The sequence below is a fragment of the Anabaena sp. AL93 genome (assembly GCF_001672085.1).
GTDB lineage: Bacteria > Cyanobacteriota > Cyanobacteriia > Cyanobacteriales > Nostocaceae > Dolichospermum > Dolichospermum heterosporum.
Genome location: NZ_LJOU01000024.1, coordinates 38,731 through 58,627, shown reverse-complemented (window position 1 = coordinate 58,627; position 19,897 = coordinate 38,731). Strand labels below are relative to the sequence as shown.

General features: G+C 37.3%; 21 protein-coding genes, 1 tRNA gene and 1 pseudogene. 13 read left to right on the top strand and 10 right to left on the bottom strand.

The genetic code is table 11. The features are described 5' to 3' along the window. Positions 1–289 precede the first annotated feature (289 nt). Positions 290–430: a hypothetical protein gene (locus tag AN486_RS08500; RefSeq protein ID WP_290600164.1), complete on the top strand. Its 141-nt coding sequence runs from the start codon at positions 290–292 to the stop codon at positions 428–430. Between the two features lie 90 nt (positions 431–520). Here AN486_RS08500 and AN486_RS08495 read toward each other — a convergent pair whose 3' ends face one another. The 3 genes from AN486_RS08495 to AN486_RS08485 all read right to left on the bottom strand — a co-directional run bounded on the left by AN486_RS08495 (position 521) and on the right by AN486_RS08485 (position 3,444). Next, on the bottom strand, positions 521–955 hold the full coding sequence (locus AN486_RS08495) for a DUF29 family protein (protein ID WP_290600162.1): 435 nt from the start codon (positions 953–955) through the stop codon (positions 521–523). A gap of 224 nt (positions 956–1,179) precedes the next feature. Beyond that, positions 1,180–2,265 (bottom strand): ParA family protein, encoded by a 1,086-nt coding sequence (locus AN486_RS08490; RefSeq protein ID WP_290600160.1) that lies wholly within the window; start codon positions 2,263–2,265, stop codon positions 1,180–1,182. A 330-nt stretch (positions 2,266–2,595) separates the two neighbouring features. Beyond that, positions 2,596–3,444: a M28 family peptidase gene (locus AN486_RS08485; protein WP_290600158.1), complete on the bottom strand. Its 849-nt coding sequence runs from the start codon at positions 3,442–3,444 to the stop codon at positions 2,596–2,598. Between the two features lie 269 nt (positions 3,445–3,713). Between AN486_RS08485 and dnaK the strand changes: the two genes are divergently transcribed. Both dnaK and AN486_RS08475 read left to right on the top strand, forming a co-directional pair. After that, positions 3,714–5,768, top strand: coding sequence for a molecular chaperone DnaK (gene dnaK, locus AN486_RS08480; protein WP_039201433.1), 2,055 nt, complete (start codon positions 3,714–3,716; stop codon positions 5,766–5,768). A 124-nt stretch (positions 5,769–5,892) separates the two neighbouring features. Beyond that, complete coding sequence (locus AN486_RS08475) at positions 5,893–6,885, top strand: DnaJ C-terminal domain-containing protein (RefSeq protein ID WP_039201435.1); 993 nt, start codon at positions 5,893–5,895, stop codon at positions 6,883–6,885. Between the two features lie 25 nt (positions 6,886–6,910). Here the strand turns inward: AN486_RS08475 and AN486_RS08470 are convergent, their stop codons facing one another. Continuing rightward, entirely contained in the window at positions 6,911–7,051 is a 141-nt protein-coding gene (locus tag AN486_RS08470; protein ID WP_168637285.1) for a hypothetical protein, read from the bottom strand. 29 nt (positions 7,052–7,080) lie between these two features. On the opposite strand from AN486_RS08470, the gene AN486_RS08465 reads away from it, so the two are divergent. The 4 genes from AN486_RS08465 to AN486_RS08450 all read left to right on the top strand — a co-directional run bounded on the left by AN486_RS08465 (position 7,081) and on the right by AN486_RS08450 (position 10,434). Then, positions 7,081–7,884, top strand: coding sequence for a Uma2 family endonuclease (locus AN486_RS08465; protein ID WP_290600156.1), 804 nt, complete (start codon positions 7,081–7,083; stop codon positions 7,882–7,884). Between the two features lie 886 nt (positions 7,885–8,770). Further along, positions 8,771–9,403 carry a Uma2 family endonuclease gene (locus tag AN486_RS08460; protein WP_290600154.1) on the top strand — a complete coding sequence of 211 codons (633 nt, stop codon included), beginning with the start codon at positions 8,771–8,773 and terminating at the stop codon, positions 9,401–9,403. 102 nt (positions 9,404–9,505) lie between these two features. After that, positions 9,506–9,901, top strand: a complete 396-nt coding sequence (locus tag AN486_RS08455; protein ID WP_290600166.1) for a deaminase — start codon at positions 9,506–9,508, stop codon at positions 9,899–9,901. Beyond that, a complete protein-coding gene (locus tag AN486_RS08450; protein WP_290600152.1) occupies positions 9,901–10,434 on the top strand; it encodes a hypothetical protein in 534 nt (177 codons plus the stop codon). Before AN486_RS08455 ends, AN486_RS08450 begins: the two co-directional genes overlap by 1 nt. Before the next feature lie 28 nt (positions 10,435–10,462). On the opposite strand, the gene AN486_RS08445 is transcribed toward AN486_RS08450, so the two are convergent. Further along, positions 10,463–12,505, bottom strand: a complete 2,043-nt coding sequence (locus AN486_RS08445; protein ID WP_290600149.1) for a hypothetical protein — start codon at positions 12,503–12,505, stop codon at positions 10,463–10,465. 131 nt (positions 12,506–12,636) lie between these two features. Between AN486_RS08445 and AN486_RS08440 the strand changes: the two genes are divergently transcribed. After that, positions 12,637–12,957, top strand: coding sequence for a hypothetical protein (locus tag AN486_RS08440; protein WP_290600148.1), 321 nt, complete (start codon positions 12,637–12,639; stop codon positions 12,955–12,957). Between the two features lie 37 nt (positions 12,958–12,994). Here AN486_RS08440 and AN486_RS08435 read toward each other — a convergent pair whose 3' ends face one another. From AN486_RS08435 to argF, 5 genes are all read right to left on the bottom strand, one after another. Next, on the bottom strand, positions 12,995–13,438 hold the full coding sequence (locus AN486_RS08435) for a PIN domain-containing protein (protein ID WP_290600146.1): 444 nt from the start codon (positions 13,436–13,438) through the stop codon (positions 12,995–12,997). Then, positions 13,428–13,661, bottom strand: a complete 234-nt coding sequence (locus AN486_RS08430; protein WP_290600144.1) for a hypothetical protein — start codon at positions 13,659–13,661, stop codon at positions 13,428–13,430. Before AN486_RS08430 ends, AN486_RS08435 begins: the two co-directional genes overlap by 11 nt. Before the next feature lie 63 nt (positions 13,662–13,724). Further along, positions 13,725–15,206 (bottom strand): DNA phosphorothioation system restriction enzyme, encoded by a 1,482-nt coding sequence (locus AN486_RS08425; protein WP_290600142.1) that lies wholly within the window; start codon positions 15,204–15,206, stop codon positions 13,725–13,727. A gap of 390 nt (positions 15,207–15,596) precedes the next feature. Next, positions 15,597–16,202 (bottom strand): transcriptional repressor LexA, encoded by a 606-nt coding sequence (gene lexA / locus AN486_RS08420; protein ID WP_039201448.1) that lies wholly within the window; start codon positions 16,200–16,202, stop codon positions 15,597–15,599. A gap of 183 nt (positions 16,203–16,385) precedes the next feature. Then, entirely contained in the window at positions 16,386–17,306 is a 921-nt protein-coding gene (argF, locus tag AN486_RS08415) for an ornithine carbamoyltransferase (protein WP_027403744.1), read from the bottom strand. Between the two features lie 229 nt (positions 17,307–17,535). On the opposite strand from argF, the gene AN486_RS08410 reads away from it, so the two are divergent. From AN486_RS08410 to AN486_RS08390, 5 genes and pseudogenes are all read left to right on the top strand, one after another. After that, a tRNA-Thr gene (locus tag AN486_RS08410) sits at positions 17,536–17,607 on the top strand. A gap of 174 nt (positions 17,608–17,781) precedes the next feature. Then, positions 17,782–18,144 (top strand): type I restriction-modification system subunit M N-terminal domain-containing protein, encoded by a 363-nt coding sequence (locus AN486_RS08405; RefSeq protein WP_290600139.1) that lies wholly within the window; start codon positions 17,782–17,784, stop codon positions 18,142–18,144. 26 nt (positions 18,145–18,170) lie between these two features. After that, positions 18,171–18,956: pseudogene (locus AN486_RS08400) on the top strand (N-6 DNA methylase). Between the two features lie 78 nt (positions 18,957–19,034). Further along, the gene (locus AN486_RS08395) at positions 19,035–19,307 is read left to right on the top strand and encodes a DUF2281 domain-containing protein (protein WP_039203019.1); all 273 of its coding nucleotides are present in this window, start codon (positions 19,035–19,037) and stop codon (positions 19,305–19,307) included. Then, positions 19,289–19,711, top strand: a complete 423-nt coding sequence (locus AN486_RS08390) for a PIN domain-containing protein (protein ID WP_290600138.1) — start codon at positions 19,289–19,291, stop codon at positions 19,709–19,711. Before AN486_RS08395 ends, AN486_RS08390 begins: the two co-directional genes overlap by 19 nt. The last annotated feature ends 186 nt before the right edge of the window (positions 19,712–19,897 follow it).

Genomic DNA, 19,897 nt, shown 5'->3' with positions numbered 1-19,897 from the left:
TCCATATAAGTATCTGTTACCATGTTCTCATTTTTCTGTTGATTTAAAACGTTTTTTTAGTTTTTTATAGTCATTGAGGATAAAGCTTTCAATGATTCTGGACTAGGTTTTCCATTACAATCACCTCAGAATCAAAATTTCGTACTTAGTCGTTTTATTGACTATATATCTGCTTTAATAGTAATTATTCCTATTTAGCCTCAATAAATTTTAATCACCCCTCACAGGTATTAGTTCTTATGTACTAAATATATCGGTTTTCTTGGGGTGTGACACTTGGGGGTGCGGAATGTGGGATATAATTTTGGTCAAAGAAGGTGAAATGGTAACTTTGTCTGTTCCTGATCATCATGAGGTGGCAAAAGGGACTTTACGCGGTCTGATACGAACTGCTGGGTTAACAGTAGAAGAATTTATTGCCAATGTCTAAATATATTGTATGTATTATTTGTAGTATTGGCGATCGCTACGCTGACCTTCTGAATCGCCTAAGCTCCCATTAGAATCCTTAACACCCAGTTTAAATTTCTAGATTTGTAGAGATTAAAATCATGGCGCGATCGCATATCTCTTGACGGTTGACTAGTTTGGCTAACTCATGGGGTTCATAGCGTCCTTCTTCAACCTCTGAGGAGGCGCGATCAACTGCTTCTGTATAAGCTTCAGAAATTGCTAGGCTTAATTCCTCGGTATTGAGGTATGTTCCACCAGCTTTACGTCGCTGGTTTTTGGTTTGGATACCGCGTATACAGTTGCGAATTGATAACTCCCACGATTTCGTGGTGCGATTTTCTGCTTTTTGCTTGATTAGATGTATGAGCAGAATTACTGCATAGCTACGAATGTTGTTGATTTTATCGTCTCTGCTCATTTCTTCTAATTCGTCAACAATTGCCAAAGCTCCAGTCATATCACCTTTAAGTAGTAATTCCCTTAATGTCAAAAGTTCTTCCATATCTTTAGTGATGTGAGAATGGGATATATAGTAGTTATAGCATTAGTTACTATATCCATTAAGATAAGAGGCGATAGCGAAGCGCGACCTAGTAATCGCTACCCTGACCTTCGGATAGTATAATCGTAAACTTGAGAATTTCACTTTGATGCTAAGAAATGAAAATTTGCTTTCTTTGACTCCCGCACTAATCTTGTTTCGGTTTACTAATGTTGTTCTTAACACTAAAAATTATTAATTACATAATCTGCCAAAAAAGAGTATTCTTGGTTCATTCTTTTCATTAGTTCTTTTTGAAAACTTGACCAAGATGAAAATATTGTTGGTTTCCATGAAGATAAATCGCTAAGAGGTACATTTAACTTCTGAATTTCAGCAGCCATTGTATTTAAGTCTTCAATTTTTGCGGCAGGTTCAGGTGTGACGAAGCCAGGAAGACAAGAGTAAGAAGAAATTCCATTTAGTTTAGGAAAGAGACTATTTCTCATTGTGTCCAATATTTGATCAAGATGAAATTTATGAGATCCGATTTCTTTACGTTCTTTCGTACTGGTGTATATCGTTGTATCAAACCCATTAAATATCCAGCCGCCAAATTTAGGTTGACCTTTTAAGGGTATAATTTCATCGTATTTATTTGAAGCTTCATACCGCTTTCTGCCTTGATTCCAATCTTCGATAAAAGATGGTAAAACTTCCCCAATTAAATTAACACAATAGGAAGAAAATGAGTCGGGAGTACAAGGCACTAGAAAATAATCGGAACAATACAATGCAGAACGTACTAGAGTATTAAAAGAAGGAGGCAGATCGATTAAGACATAATCGTAAATCTTCTTTTCTTCTTCTTTAAGTTTTTCTACTAGAAGAAAAGGGATTAGAAATTTGTATAGCCCTGAGCCTTGAACAACATCTGTTCCAACAGTTAAAACGTCAGCAAAACTATTTAGCCAAAAATCACCTGCTATAACATCTATTAAAACTTGACCATCTATGGTTTCCATTTGGTCATGAAGACAGCTTAGTTGGTATTTAGGCTGTGTTACATGGACTTTAATACTTTGAGTCGGTTGTAAAGATGGTTGAGCAAAAGCTCTAATAGTTTTTCCAAAAGGATACTCTTTTGTCCTTTTAATATAATCTGAAAACTCGTCGTAACCAATTGTAGCAATTGAAAGATTACACTGAGGATCAAAATCAATTAGAAGAACTTTTTTTCCTTTTCTTGCCAAAGAAGCGCTTAAATTAAAAACAGTAGTTGTTTTGCCAACACCACCTTTATTGTTGAACAAAGAAATTATCTTAGTCATTTGCTATCTGTGAGTATGTAGATATCTTGCTGATAAGCCCCTATTGTATCATGTTTTATGAGGTGCTTTCCACAAGACATGATACTATTAATTAGCATAGGTCTTAATATATGCCGACTTCTGATCATTTGCGATCACACTCCAAAACACATCACATAATTTGAAAGTATTTGTTGTTGGATGAAATAGCGATCGCCTCCAGTAAACTTTAGAAAAGAGAGGAATCATGTGATCGCGAAGTACTCCGTAGGAATCTCTTATTGCCGAACGAAGTTTTAATCCTGTTAATCCTTAAATCCTGGATATCCTGATTCAGACAATAATATTAATTTACAATCCTCTAATTCCCTGTTCCAACCCCTCACATACACCCGTGAGAAAATCTAAATCCAATGTAGCAATAGTATCACTAGCCTTGTGATAATGTGGATTTCGCATAAACGCCGTATCCGTCACCATAATTGCCGGATAACCTTGATCCCAAAACGGTGCATGATCACTTAAACGAGTTTGGGGAACGAATAAACCCCGATTTGGTGCTGGTAGCCATTGACTATTTACACTGGATTTTCTCATACTACCACTCAAACTAATTAAATCACCCAAAGTCCGCAAATTGCCAATTAAAGCTATAAAATCACCACGATTTGGGTAAAATAACTCTAAAGGAAATGGGTATTTTTGAGAACCAGGAGTAGAATCCCGATATCCCAACATTTCCAAAGATATCATCAAGCGAAGAGGTTGCTTTTGTTCGCGCAACAAAGCTGCATAATCTGCGCTACCCAACAACCCATATTCTTCCATATCAAAAGCCACTAGCCGCAAAGGATATCTAGCGGGTTTCTCGGCAAAACTCCTGGCAAATTCTAATAAAACCGCCACACCCGTTGCATTATCATCAGCCCCAACAGTTCCTAATACACCATCATAGTGAGCGCCAATTAAAATAGGTGGTAAATCTGCCTTTTGTTTTGTGGTTGCAGCGGGTAAATTTAAAATTAGGTTTTTACAGGTTTTGCCTCTGACTTCAAAGGTGTGGATTTCCACACTTCCCCATTGTCCTAATTGCTGGCGAATGTATTCTTGAACAAAGAAATGCGCCGCACTGTCCATGTATGGGTTGCGTTCTCTGGCTACTTCCTGAAGATGGGTTTCTAACCGCTGTTTTAAATTCAAAGTGGATAAAGATAATGTTTAATGGGCAAGAGTAAAGATCAAAATTTCCTTTTCCAACTGACCACTGACAACTGACAACTGACAACTGACCTAAAATGCTATCCTAGTTTAGCAAGTAGCACTGCTGTTGCTAAAATGCCTCTAATTCCTGATTTAATAATGATGACTATTATATTATTGGATTGTTGACCTGATTTAGCACCAAGCTAAAAGCAGTATTATTATATCATTATAAATTTACAAAACACGCAACAGGAGACGAGTAACGCATGGGCAAGGTAGTTGGCATCGACTTGGGGACAACCAACTCAGTAGTCGCCGTCATGGAGGGTGGCAAGCCGGTGGTGATTGCCAATGCAGAAGGAATGCGAACAACCCCCTCCGTAGTTGGCTTTAGTAAAGAGGGTGAAAGGGTTGTAGGACAAATGGCTAGGCGGCAAACCGTCCTCAATCCCCAAAATACGTTTTTTGCTGTGAAACGCTTCATTGGGCGCAAGTATGGCGAATTAAACCCAGATTCTAAGCGCGTACCTTACACTATCCGTAAAGATGAAGTTGGCAATATTAAAGTTGCCTGTCCTCGGCTGAATAAGGAATTTTCTCCAGAAGAAATTTCAGCTATGGTGCTGAAAAAATTAGCTGATGATGCTAGTCGTTATTTGGGTGAACCTGTTACCGGGGCTGTCATTACTGTTCCGGCTTATTTTAATGATTCCCAACGCCAAGCTACCCGTGACGCGGGCAGAATTGCTGGTTTAGATGTGTTACGAATTCTCAACGAACCCACAGCGGCATCTTTGGCTTACGGATTAGATCGAGGTTACACAGAAACTATTCTCGTGTTTGATTTAGGTGGGGGAACTTTTGATGTGTCCTTGCTCGAAGTAGGTGACGGCGTATTTGAGGTTAAAGCTACTAGTGGAGATACTCAACTTGGTGGCAATGATTTTGATAGAAAAGTAGTTGATTGGTTGGCGGAACAGTTTTTAGAAGCAGAGGGTGTAGACTTAAGACGCGATCGCCAAGCTTTGCAACGGTTAATGGAAGCCGCAGAAAAGGCGAAAATCGAACTTTCGGCGGTTAGTGTCACCGATATTAATTTACCCTTCATTACCGCCACAGAAGATGGTCCAAAACACCTAGAAACTCGCCTGACGCGATCGCAATTTGAAGGTTTATGTGTAGACTTATTGAGTAGAATCAGAACACCAGTCAAACGGGCGTTAAAAGATGCCGGACTTTCTCCTGTAGATATTGAAGAAGTTGTCCTCGTTGGTGGTTCTACGAGAATGCCAATGGTAAAACAGCTAGTTCAAGACTTAATTGGCATTGAACCTAATGAAAACGTCAATCCTGATGAAGTCGTCGCTGTAGGTGCAGCTATTCAGGGCAGTATTCTGGCTGGTGAACTTAAAGATGTTCTCCTCTTAGATGTCACACCCCTATCTATGGGCTTAGAAACCATCGGTGGTGTAATGAAAAAACTCATCCCCCGGAATACAACCATCCCAGTCCGTCGTTCTGACATTTTTTCTACTTCTGAAAATAACCAAAACAGTGTAGAAATTAATGTAGTGCAGGGTGAAAGGGACATGGCTACAGATAACAAGTCCTTGGGACGGTTTAAACTCTATGGTATTCCCCCAGCACCAAGAGGTATTCCTCAAGTTCAAGTATCCTTTGATATTGATGCTAATGGGATTCTCCAGGTAACGGCACTAGATCGTACCACTGGCAGGGAACAAAGCATTACTATTCAAGGTGCTTCTACTTTGAGTGAATCAGAAGTTAACCGGATGATTCAGGATGCTCAAAAATACGCCGATGTTGACAGAGAACGGAAAGAACGAGTTGAAAAACGTACCCGTGCCGAAGCGTTAATATTACAAGCAGAACGGCAACTGCGAGAAGTGGCTTTGGAAATGGGAATGCAATTTGCCCGTAACCGTCGTCAACGCATTGATAATATTTGCCGAAATTTACGAGAAAGTTTACAAGCTGATGAAGATCGCGGGATTGATCAGGCTTATGCTGATTTACAAGATGCTCTGTATGAACTGAATAGAGAAGTCCGTCAGTATTATGCTGAGGATGAAGATGAGGATTTATTTGGCGCTATCCGGGAAATCTTCGTGGGTGAAAAAGAAAGAGAACCGGAACGGGATGTTTACAGAGATAACTATCGCCAACGAGATTCATCTAACCGAGGTGTTAACAGAGATTATGGCAACCCAGGGCGTTCTCCCAATTATGAAAGTCGTCCCACTCGCAGCAAACGCCCCAGCTACCAGGATAACTGGGATGATGACGATGATTGGTTATAATTCGATTTTAGATTTTTAAATTGGGATTTAATATCTTTCCCAATATTGGATTTGCAGGGTCAGTCACAAGTAGAAACACCACTGACCACTGACCACTGACCACTGACCACTGACGTTTAAATATATGCAAAATTTGCAAAATTTTCGGGATTATTACGAGATTTTAGGAGTTTCTAAAGATGCCACAAGCGAAGAAATTAAAAAGGTTTATCGGCGTTTAGCTAGACAATATCACCCTGATCTGAACCCAGGGAATAAGGAAGCTGAGGAGAAATTTAAAACTATTGGGGAGGCTTATGAAATCCTTTCCGATTCTAGCAGGCGATCGCAATATGACCAATTTAGCCGCTATTGGCAACAAAACGGCTTTGCTGGCAATAAACAAACTCCCAAGCCTAAAGGTTGGGATAGCCGTCCTAACGGGCGTTCTAGTCAGGATGTAGACCCCAGCCAATTCAACGATTTTGAAAGTTTTGTCAATCAAGTGATTGGTGTCAGCAACCGTAAAGATCCTAAAAATAGTCCGGGAAGCACCACCACTAGCGACCCCTTTCGCACTCCTAGAACTAAAGTGGCATATACTGTCAATACTCCACCCCGTAGCACTCGCAGGGATATCGAAGCCAGATTAACTTTACCATTGGAAAAAGCTTATCAAGGCGGCAATGAGAGAATAAGGTTAGAGGATGGGCGATCGCTCGAAGTGACTATGCCCCCAGCTATGGTGACAGGACAAACCATCCGCTTACGAAATCAAGGAATTAGTGGTGGTGATTTATACTTAAAAATTACCGTAGATCCTCATCCTTTGTTTAAGCTGGAAGGGGCTAACATTTTCTGTCAAGTCCCTGTAACTCCCAGTGAAGCAACATTGGGCGGACAAGTTGAAGCACCTACCCTTGATGGTCCAGTGAAAATGACCATTCCCCCTGGTGTTCGGTCTGGGCAAAGATTCCGTCTTGGTAATAAAGGCTACCCTAGTGAAAGCGGTCAACGAGGTGATCAACTGGTAGAAATTCAGATAGTAACTCCCAAAAATATTACTCCCCAAGAACGGGAACTTTATGAAAAATTGCGAGAAATAGAAACTTTTAAACCTCGCGCTGATTTAATTTAATTGTCAGAATCAGGATTTCCAGGATTTAAGGATTAACAGGATTAAAAGAACAACGTAAATGTTGATATTTGTAACCATTAACAATGAGAGGCTGAGAAATTGAATTTTCCACAATAATGGGCAGTAAAATATGAGGATGACAACTTTTTTGAGTATCTGTTACCATAAAAATAGATCCTCCACTACCTTGCAGCTATGACCGTCACCCAAAATATTGAACCCGGTTTGGATGTAATATTTCCACCAAGTAATCTAGAAAGTGACGAACCCCCTTTGGAATCATCTTTACATCTACAACAAATGCTACTACTAATCCAATGTCTCAATTGGTGGTGGCGAGATATAAATAAAATTAATGACTATTTTGTTGCTGGGAACATGACTATTTATTACAGTCCTCGGCAAATTAAAACCAAAGATTTTCGTGGTCCAGATTTTTTCCTAGTGCTGGATACAGAAGACCGCGATCGCAATAATTGGGTAGTCTGGGAGGAAGATGGTAAATATCCTAACTTAATTATAGAATTGCTTTCTCCCTCCACTGTTTCCACTGATAAAGGGTTAAAAAAACAAATTTATCAAGATATTTTCCGCACACCTGAATATTTCTGGTTTAATCCGCAAAATTTAGAATTTGCTGGTTTTATCTTGTTTGGTGGAACATATCAACCCATAGAACCTAATCCTCAAGGTTTATTATGGAGTCAGCAGCTAAATTTATATTTGGGTGTCCATGACGGTAAATTGCGTTATTTTCTGCCAGAAGGACAGTTAATGCTAACACCAGAAGAATATGGGGTACAAGCAACCCAACGTGCAGAACAGCAAGCTCAACTCACAGAAGAAGCAACCAAACTTGCAGAACAACAGGCTCAACGTGCAGAACAACAAACACAACTTGCAGAACAACAAACACAACTTGCAGAACAACAAACACAACTCGCAGAACGTTTAGCTGCCAAACTCAGAGAATTGAATATTGACCCTGACATTTTATGAAATAACACACTTTGTGCAGGTTGGGTTGACGCAAGGAAACCCAACATTTAAAATATTCAATTAATTTTGCACAGTTAGCTATCAATTGTCAATTGTCAATTGATAATTCATACTTGGCTAGTTTGGGAAAAGTGGATCGTAGGATATCAAAAAGTTTGTCAGCAGATTAGATGACTGTGCCAAACGCTACAAAGGCTTTTGCGAGCGATATAAACCACCAAAAAAGAAACAAGAAAAATGTAGTTGGGGTAGTCGGTTTTTGACGAGTTTAGGCATCAGCAATAGTAGTATACCCAAGGTCAGGACTGAACACAAAGCGTCACCCCAACAATTGTCCCTGCCGTTTTCGATTAAAAATTTACAGTCATTGCGAGCGAAGGGAAGCAATCACAACCCTTGCGATTGCTTCATTTTACTTCGTTCCATATGGCTAACGCCACGCAACGTTTACGCAATGACATTGTGTAATTAATTCTGTCTCACTACTTACTATACTGCAATCGGTTCATGGTTTAACCAAATATGAAACCCCTCTGGTAAACCTCTCCCCGCACCTCTCCCTAACCCTCTCCTAAGAGGAGAGGGAAAAGGAATAATATTTAATACTGGAGAGGCTTTGAACCTTGTTCTTTGTATGATAAAAAAGTCCAGCTTCTAGTACAAAACGGCGTAAATAAACCAACCATTCTAAATCCTCCAAAAGCCTATACTGTCTTCATTTTGACTTTTGACTTCCGCCTTGCGGTACTAGCCGTTTTGAGTATAACTGGAATTTTTAAACCTGATTAATCAAGTGGTAGAAATTGACTTGACAGATTATTATATTAATAATATCGGTAAAATTCTCGGTATTTTATCTAGTATCGTGATGGAATAGGTATTGTATATGCTTCTGGAGTCAATTACTGCTGAACAAAGAACGGTTTTATATAACGTTAGCTGGGATACCTTTGAAGCCTTGTTAAGAGATACAGGGGAGAATAGGGGTACTCGGTTTGCTTATGACTGCGGTACTTTAGAAATTATGACTCCACTATTTGAACACGAAAACCCGAAAAGCAATTTTGGTAACTTTATTATTGCTTTAGCTGAAGAATTAGATATTGAAGTTAGAAGTGCTGGTTCTACAACATTAAAACGTAAATTTTTTGCAAAAGGAATAGAACCAGATAGTTGCTATTATATCCAAAATGAAGCGGCTATGAGAGGTAGGGAAACTTTAAATTTAGAAATAGATCCTCCTCCAGATTTAGCAGTTGAAATTGATATTACTAGCAGTTCTGTGAATAAGTTTAATATTTATGCGGCTTTAGGTGTGGCTGAATTGTGGAAATATGACGGTGAAGTTTTGAAGTTTTATCAATTGGTGGAAAATCAATATATTGAGATTAAGTTTAGTATGACTTTTCCTCTAGTTTCTGTTGGGGATATGAATAGATTTATCCAGCAAAGTAAAACTATGGGTGAAATTGCTTTGTTGAAATCTTTCCGCGCTTGGGTGAGAGGGAAGATAGGGTAGTTTACTTATTTGTCACTATCGTATATAATCACACTAACTAAATTTAGCCATGCTAAAATGAAATAGTAATATTCAAGTTACAGGAGAAGAAAAACGGACAGTATTTTTGATGACTTAGCTGAATATAGGCAGCGTCTTAGTTTACCCCCTGCTGGTAGTGAGACAGATAAATCAACAATTGCTAAAATAGAAATAGATGGTCAAAGTTTTTTTGGCATCAATTCTGGTAGTAATCCTAATCCTCGGCAAATAACTTTCAAAGTTAACCCTATTTCTAAAACTCATGCAGAAGCTGATGTTTTCCAGCAAGTAAAAGATGCAGATATTACAGCTAAAAAAGCTCGTTTAATTGTAGATAGAGACCTTTGTGATGCTTGTGGTTTAAGAGGGGGTGTAAATTCTATGGCTTATCAATTAGGTATAGAAGAATTAGAAATTATTACTCCCAGTGGCACTAAAATAATTGAAGTTACACCCCCAAAGACAAGGAGGAAATAATGTTTGTATCAAAATTATATACAGACAACTGGACGGGAAACAGAAATGAAGAAAACTTCATTGAAAATCCAAATTGGCAACAAATTAAAACAGCTATTTGTGAGTTAGATGGTAATACTAAAACTTTAGTCAGTTTAGAAGTAGACGACGAGAGTTATATGATGATTGGTGGTGGTAATGCTGGTAAATATATTGTTACTGCAACCTTAGATAATGAGGTTTTTTATTCTCTCTTGTATCCGGTTGACGATGAAATAGCTAAATCAGATGTTTATCATAAGAACATGAGTTCATCTCGTAAAAAAAAGATTTTATTATCTAGTTTTTATGAAGTATTAATAAATGCAAAAAACAATAATGTTAGTTCTCCTAATGAGCAAAAATTAATTGTTGGTGGACAAGCTGGAAATTATTCTGATAAAATTTGTGTTAATTTACCCCAATGTTTAATAGCTGCAATTACTTTTGCTGAATCAGGTGAACTTGAACCTTTGTTTTCTTGGGAAGAAGATGAATCTTTAGTTACTGTATAATTATCCAGAAAAATAAAACTAACTGAGTCTATTTTTGAGTCTCTACAAGTTGTCGCTCAAGCTTCTGAACTGCTACAAGCGCATCTTGCATTATAGGAGCATTTTGTTCAGGTATGGAACTATAAACAGCTAAAAATTGCTTTGCACGGGTAGCAGCTACATAAAACAGGGAACGTTTTTTTATAGTGTTTTGATCTCCTCCATCTGGATTAATAACATACACAATATTAGCATCATATCCTTTAGCGTCCCAAACCAATGCAACATTGATAGTTTGTGGCTCAACTGCTAATTTCATGCGTTTTTCTTGACTGCTAATATCCTCTCCACTACGACGGTTTACCCTATTACCAAACTTTGCATACAATACATTAGATATCTCTTGTACCATATTTTTGCTAAAACACTGGATTAATACACCTCCTTTCAGGACATTCTCTAAACCCTGAGCAGAAAAAAGTTGATCGAGGTCTTCAACAACAGCATTACAGCATTCTTGATTAGAATTAAACTGACGCACTTCTGGTGTTGTTTCTCCAGGGAAAACACAGAAATTACAACTAATCCAATTCCGACCATTTTCCATATACTTTTCTGTAATTAGGGATCTTTCTTTAAGTTTATTAAGGCTCATTAAACGCTTCATTTCAACCCTACTGGTATCATCAATGGAATCTCCCAAACAGGTATTAAAAGTAAAGTCAACTAATTTTTTAGAAGTTCTGACACAACTTGATAAAAAATGCTCAATCGGTCTTTGGCTATTGACTCTTTTTAAAACAAGGTCTTTGATTCCGAATATGTTTTGAAGATCATCATAGAAAATGTATATACTTTTAGATGTAGTCTTTGAACCACTACGACATAGATTGATAATTAAGTTATATTCTTCTTGACTAATATCTTGTCCCTCATCAACAAATATAATATCGAATATTCCTGTATGATTGTTAAGATAATCAAATATTTTTTTAGCCCGCTCATTACTTTCCTTAATTTCCTTAAGTGAAAGACCTTTATTCATCATCTTTCGATCATAAAGTTCATCTTTCAATGTTGAAAGATTGTGAATAAATACATTTTTTTTATAAAATTCTTTGGGTAAAGGTGGAATATTGATAGGTGCATTTACAGCAGATTGAATTTCATCAGCCAGAAGTTTATTTATATAATTATTGTGGTGATAAACTAATATATATGGATAGTAACCATGTCTAACTCGAAATGTTTCTGCTAAGTGTGGTACTAATTGACCAAGAATAACAGTTTTTCCACTACCTGCTACACCACGAAAAATATGTGTCCTTTCCAGTGTCAGAGCAGATTCATTATTCGATCCTTGAACCAATTCATGAAATACCAATTCTTGAGTAGGAAAGAGAATTTTTCCACCTTGATTAATTCGTTCAAGTAACTTGTTAGCCTCTTGTATTACTTCAGAGTTTTGAGTATTATTAGTTGCTTTAGGTTCTGAATTAGTTTGTTTTGAATGTGCTGCTTGAGATGCTTGTGTGCTATTTTGAGTCTTAACCTTCTGTTTATTTAAAAATTCTTGACGAAAATAATTATGCACTTTGTTTAGTAACATCTCTGTCAGAGCTTGCATATAGGGAGTCATAACTACTCCCACTACAGGTGGAGTCAAAAGAGGTGTTAGAAGTTGAACCAATTGTGACCATACTAATTCACCAGCAAGCTCTCCATAAATCATTACTGTTGCAATGTTTAGCATATATTTAGGATTGACTGTATATTCTGGGTTGTAAATATGTGCTATTGCCAATCCTCCTATAATCTGACATGGAGTATATACTATAATACCAAATGCACCGAGTGAATTTAAAGTTGCAGCAGCCGGAATCAGTTCATGAATAACACGGTGTTTTACTTCTTCTACGGCTTCTTCCATGTCGTTAATATTTCGATCTGACCAGTTACCGTTAAAAATTGTTTTGAATAACTGCGAGTTTTCTTCTACTTTTGCGGGTAAGTTAAAAATTACATCACGTCCATCCTGTATGGATTGGATGACTCGGTTGTAAAGGCCAGCAATCTTGTTGAAAAATCCCATAAAGAGGTTATTTGTGTAATTTTGTCTACAGCATAATATCATGTTTTACAAATCTTATATAGTCAATAACTATTGATAAATCCCTATAGATGATTGATATAATGTAATCACATCATGTACATACACAATACATGAGCAACTCATACAATATACGTAGCACCAAAATTGGTAATAGTGCAGGGTTTCGACTTCCTGCTGATTTTTATCGTGAACATCCTCAATTTGCAAATGCAGATAGTTGGATTGAGGTTTTATCACCCGATACAGCAATTGTGCGAATTGCTCCTCAATTGAATGATGATGAAGATGCAGAAGACTCGCTATTAATGCGGCTGTTTCTCGATTTTGCTACTAAAGAATCATCGAAAAATAATACACTACAACCTTATACAACAGAAATGTCTGAAACTGCTCATAAACTAATTGAAGGTGTGCAATTAGAAGATAAGTAGGGTTATTAGTAATGACTGGAAAATTTATTTTTATTTATTAGTTTTCTAATGGTAAAATCGTAATTAATTCAGAAAATCTAGCAAAATCGCCTATATTGTGGGTCAGCAACCGAGGAATGCCATAAACTAACATTGTGGCAACTATATTAGCATCATGTACTTGCTTACCGCCAATATTAATTTCTGTCATTAATTTTAATAATCTTTCAGTTACTAAGGCAGTATTTTCAGCAACATGAAAATAACTACTAAAATATTCTACATCAGCAACTAAAGAAGTAATAGGAATTGTTCCAGTTAAATCACTACGTCTTGTCATTCCTGATAAATATTCTCGCAAAGTTTGCCGACTAATCCACATTTCCATATCTTGATCAGCAAAATCTTGTAATCTTTGTATTGCTTGTGTGTGAAATGGTGATAAAGCCAAATTGCTATAAATCAAAATATTTGTATCTATAAAAATCGCTTTATCTATCATATAAATCTTCTCTACGAAACGTGAAATTATCAGCAACTAAACCCACAGGATAGGCTGAAAATTTAAACCTTTTTGCTTGATTTTTCGCTACTAATTCTTCTGATTTAACACTTTTATTAAGAACTATAACTACCTGATATTCACCTGCGGGTATATCTGGAGGTAATTGGACTGTAATTTGTCGTTCTGGGGTAACATTCACAACTGTTTCTATTGTTTTCATTACCTTTTATCCTCAACAATATCTACTAAATTAGATCTTACTTTTTTTAGTCCACAAAGTCAATTAAATATCCAATAACCCATATCGTTTTTGCAAAGCCAATAACTTCATCCTCGCTTCTCCAGCATTATCAGCTAAATCTGCAAATTCCACAAACCGCCGTAATTCCTTCTTTAATAAATTTCGTTCCACTTCAATAGTTTCTCTATCCAAATCTGGCGGTAAAACAATCATATCAAAAATCGTTGCCCGTTCTTTGCCAGGGTGAGGACGTAAAACCCGTCCCCGACGTTGGATAAATTGGCGGGGATTTCCTGAACTTGATAAAATGACTGCGGTTTGAATTGCGGGAATATCTACACCTTCATCTAAACACCGAATTGCGACTAAACCCTGTAATTCTCCACTTTCAAATTGCCGGCGTAAAGTTTCTCTTTCCTCTAAAGAAGTATTTGCTGTGTAGGTACTGACTTTATAACCTAATTCTCCTCCCAAAAGTTGAGAAACGGCTTTGAGTTGACGCAGAGAATAACGTTGTCCGATTTCTTGAGAACCATCACTACAATAAAAGAGTGTATGGGTGGTTTCTCGACGAGTTGACATTAATTCTTTTAAGGCTATTAATTTATTTTCTGCTGTGCCAATTAACCGCGCTCTTTGCATTAATAATGATTTGATATCTTCATTATCTTCAAAATCTGCTCCTTCCCCAATATCTCGATCTCGATAAAGGAGAGAACGCCCAATTTTTTTGGTTAATTTTAAATAAGCGATACTCTCAGTTTCCGTCAATTCCACCAACACCGGATTATAGATATAATGAACTAATGCACCTTGAGAAATAGCATCCTGTAAGCTAAATTCAGGTTGAAGAATATTTCCAAAATAATCTAATAAAGATTCTGTGCCATCATCATCAAAATATCTTTCTGGTGTGGCTGATAAACCTAGACGTAAACCAACTTTTCGGGGTAAACTTTCCTCTAGTTTTGGTGCGCCTAAATTATGGGCTTCATCACCAATAATTAATGTTTTTGGGGGAAAATATTTAAGTTGGGTTTGAAAACCATCACTAATTAAAGTCGAGTTAGTGGTAATTACCGTGACGAAATCTTGAGAACCAGAAGACAAATTATAGATTTGCGTAGAAAGTTGACTTTGCCAACTGCGTAAATTATCAAATGCTAAAATCGGCTGTAAGTTAAATTTCTCACATTCTCTGCCCCACTGGGTGACAAGATGACGATAGGGACAAACCACCAACAAGACTTGTAAACCAATTTGCTGATACAATTCACAAGCGATCGCTAATGCAGTAATAGTCTTACCACTACCAGTAGCCATTTTTAATGTCCCCCTACCATGATTAGCAAACCAGCTAGTCACAGCTTGGCGTTGATATCCCCGCAATTGCACAGATAAAGGCATTTTTGGACATCCCGGTAATGATTTATTAATTTGATAACTGCCTTTTTTCTCACTCGCATAAGGTAACTTGAGCTTAAAAGTAGGCAATTTCGGTACTGCATTTTGCGTTAGGTACATAAATTGGTAATTATTAGTAGGAGTAAAGTAAAACCTTAGTTCCGCAAGGAACTTAAGTTCCTTGCTAATAGCTCAAGTCATCTAAAGATGACTAAATAATTTGAAGAATCTATGGCTTACGTTACGCTTTGCTATCAGTCTACTTTAGTACACTTTGGCTATTAGCCCGGAAATTCATTTCTGGGCGGGTGTGGCAGCTTACAGATGAGCCATTTGCAGCTTAAGTTGACACTCATGAGCATTGCATTTTACCCCTACAAACTGACAAGAGACTTCCAAGAAATAAATTATCCCAAGAAACGAACCACAGAGGCACAGAGTACACAGAGAGAGAATTTTTGCATCAGTTTTGGGACATTTTTTTATTTGGAAGTCTCCAAATGACATCCTTTAGTTATAATTACGCCAAATACCCACCAAAGAACCTTGTACCTCTACTTGCATTGCTGATACTTCTATCGGATGATAATTACGATTTGCAGGTTTAAGGGTGACAAGATCATCATGGCGATAAAATCGTTTTAAAGTTGTTCCATGTCCTTCCACCCTTGCCGCGACGATAGTTCCATTTTTTAATTGATTTGGTTCAGCGACAGGACGCAAAAATACGACATCACCATCTGCTATTAAATCCTCAATCATACTATCCCCCGCGACCCGTAAAGCATAGCTTTGAGGAGGTAATGATAAATTAGCCAAATCTAAATGTTCCACCGCATCAGTGAACGGTTCAATTAAACCACCAGCGGCAATAGTTCCTAAAATTGGTACACCTTGTTTAACAGGATGAACTATCCGCAAAGTTCTTGCCCTGCCTTCATTCCAGCCAATATAGCCCTTATTGCGTAAATGTTCTAACCGACTTTGAATGGGTGCGGGAGATTTCAAATTCATCCCTTCCATCATTTGGCGAATTGATGGAGAATGTTGATTCAACCTGATATATTCTACCAACCATTCGTATAGTTCTTTTTGGGGTTCTGTGAGACGTTCCATAATTTTTTTGGGAAGTAAATAATAAATGTCCCTAGAACATTGGTACTACAAAATTCTTCCCTTAACAAGCTTTTATTAAAAATTTATGGTAATTAGTAACTAATAGGGAATAGGGAACAGATAATAATTTCACTAATTACCCATTACCCATTACCCATTACCCATTACCCATTACCAATACTGTTATTTTGCCCCAAGAATACTTGCAAGTAAAGCTTTTTGCGCGTGGAGGCGATTTTCTGCCTGATCCCAAACCCGTGATTGTGAACCTTCAATTACCTCTTCAGTAATTTCTTCACCGCGATGGGCTGGTAAGCAGTGTAAAACAATTGCTTCTGGATCTGCAAGACTTAATAATTGTTGTGAAATTTGATAAGGTTGAAAAACAGGGAAGCGATTATTGGCTTGTGTTTCTTGCCCCATGCTTGCCCAAACATCAGTATAAAGTACGGATGCACCTTTTGCTGCTGCTTCGGGATCATGAGTCAAGATAACTTCAGTTTTTTTATTAGCTATTTCCCTAGTTTTTTCCACAATTTCTGCATCGGGAGCGTATCCTGAAGGAAAAGCGATTCTGACATTCATTCCCACTAAAGCACAACCCAACATCAGGGAATTAGCGACATTATTCCCATCACCGACATAGGTTAATGTTAAACCCGCCAAACTGCCAAATTTTTCTTGAATGGTGAGTAAATCTGCCAATATCTGACAGGGGTGTTCTAAATCCGTGAGGGCATTAATTACAGGAATTTTCGCATATTTGGCAAAAGTTTCCAACTCCTGTTGAGCAAAGGTACGAATTGCTAAAACATCCAAATAACGATCTAACACCCTAGCAGTATCCTGGATAGGTTCTCCTCGACTCACCTGAGTGACATTAGGATGCAGATCAATTACCTGTCCGCCCAGTTGGTACATTGCGACTGTAAAACTGACTCTAGTGCGTGTTGAAGCTTTGGAAAATAACAAACCTAGAACCTTGTTACAATGCAACTTCAGTTTTTCTGACTTGAGTTGAGTAGCCAATTCCAGAAGTTCTTGCAGTTCCTCAGAACTCAGATCCGCTAGACTTAATAAATCTCTGCCTATCAATGCTGCCATGCTTGATTATCTCTAAAGAACAAATGTTCCTGCGCTTTGGTATAGCCGTGTCACCAGGAATACTCCAATTGCACTGTACCAAATATTTTTGCATCAATCTACAGCACGTCCGCTAGTTTTACTGATTCTTGGCAACTGGAAAAATATTTTGTTTACCCTCTAGACAAATGATATGCCTATGCTATAATATGAAATCGGTGAGGCAATTAAAAACGTTCTTACCCAAACCGCCAGCATAGCACAGTGGTAGTGCATCCGACTTGTAATCGGAAGGTCGTAGGTTCAAATCCAACTGCTGGCCTTTATTCTTAAACACATATTCTCTTTTGTTAGTGTGGTTTGCGATCGCATGCCTGGATCAAGGTAAGCCTGTGATTCCTGTGTGGTTAGATATTATTTATCAACAATTAGTTAACAAACTGCGTTAACCTAATAGTTTCCTGCAAGCATCAATACATTGATAGGAGACAGCATTTTGCCACGTGGAACTAGAAAAAGCACTAAAAAACAACCAGCCGAAAATAATACGCCGGGGCTGTTATCTATATTAGCAGAAATTGATAAAACTGAGGAACGTTTAGACATTCCCACAATGGAAACATGGCTGTGGGATGCTGCTTGTAAAATACGCGGTTCTACAGATGCACCAAAATACAAAGATTTTATTCTCCCGTTAATTTTTTATAAACGTCTATCTGATGTTTTTGATGATGAATATGAAAAATGTGCAGAAAAATTTGGTAGTGGAGAATTAGCCCGTTATTTTATTGAAGCAGATCATCAAGACGCAATTAAAAATAATCGTCAGCCCATTGTTAGATACTATATTCCTAGTTGAATACTACTACTTTCGCTATTGCCAAAATGAATATGTTTTTACAGGATTTTACAGATTCAATTATTGAAATTGGTGATACTTTCCGCCAACCTAAATTTACAGAAGATAATAAATTAAAACGGTTTGATTATATTGTTTCTAACCCGATGTGGAATGATGATAATTATGATGTTGATGATTATGAAGCTGATTCTTTTGAAAGATTTAAAGTAGGAATTGCTTCTAAAAATACCGCCGATTAGGGCTGGATGCAGCATATTTGGGCATCTTTAAAGGATCACGGACGGGGGGCTGTGGTGTTAGATACGGGGGCTGTTTCTCGCGGTTCTGGTAGTCAAAACAAGGATAGAGAACGGGATATTAGAAAGGAATTTATAGAAAGAGATCGGATTGAAGCGGTGATTTTATTACCGGAAAACTTGTTTTATAATACTACTGCGCCGGGTGTAGTTATTTTCTTAAATCGGGCAAAGTCGGCACATAGAAAGGGTGAGTTTTTGTTAATTAATGCTGCTGATTATTTTATTAAGGGTGATCCAAAAAATATTTTAACTAAGGAAGGTATTCAGGTTGTTAGTGAGGTTTTTCGCAGTTGGGAAACTAGGGATAAATTGAGTAAGGTGGTTAAAATTGAACAGTTAAGGGAGGCTGATTATAATCTTAGTCCTTCCCAGTTTGTGGATATTAGCGAGAAGTTTGTACATCGGGAAATTGGTGATATTTTAGCAGATTTGGCAGCAGCAAGACAAGCGCGGGAATGGGCTGATAAGGATTTAGATGAGGTTTTGGTTAAGTTGAATTTAGGTAAATGATTTAATGATGTAAATAAAATTTTGGGAATTTTGGCTAGTGGTGTAAAATAATTTTAGGAGTTATGAGGTTTTTTAGTTATGGTTCAAGCTGTAGCAAAACAAGAATCTATTTTAGATAGAGTCCAGAATTTAACACCGGAACAACAGGAAGAGGTATTAAATTTTATTGATTTTTTGCAATTTAAGGCACAAAAACAGGTAAATCACCAGGAACAACCACAAGAAGGTAGATCATTTTTAGATGCGGCTAAGGAGTTTGTTGGTTGTGTAGATAGTGGTATGGGTGATTTGTCTTTAAAAAAGAAGGAGTTAAAACAAGGATATAAATTAATATGCAAAGAAGAATATTAATAGATACAGGTGTATTAGTTGCTATTTTGGATAAAAGCGATAACTTTCACCGTTGGGCAACTCAAACTGTGGCAAATTTACCTTGTCCTTTTTTAACTTGTGAACCTGTAATTACAGAGGCGTGTTTTCTTTTAAAAAATGTTTATGGTGGTGAAGATGCTGTTATGGGTTTAGTTAGTAGCGGGAATATTCAAATTGATTTTTCTTTGAATGAAGAAATAAATACTATACGAGAGTTGATGAAACGCTATCAAAATGTACCAATGTCTTTAGCTGATGGGTGTTTGGTAAGGATGAGTGAGTTAATTCCTGGTAGTTATATATTGACTATAGATAGTGATTTCCGAATTTATCGCAAGAATAAAAATGAAATGATTGATTTAATTATTGCTGATGGGATATAAAAGTTTAGACATGGATAAAATAGAATTACCTCCTAGTTGGAAGGTTGTAAAATTGGGGGAAATTTCTAAAGTAACTTCTGGAGGAACTCCGGTTCTTCGGTTATTTTTATGGAAAACCTGGTTCAAAATCATTGAAAGCCTTATTGTGTAGGCATTTCATTGAAAATATGGAAATAATTGTTTATA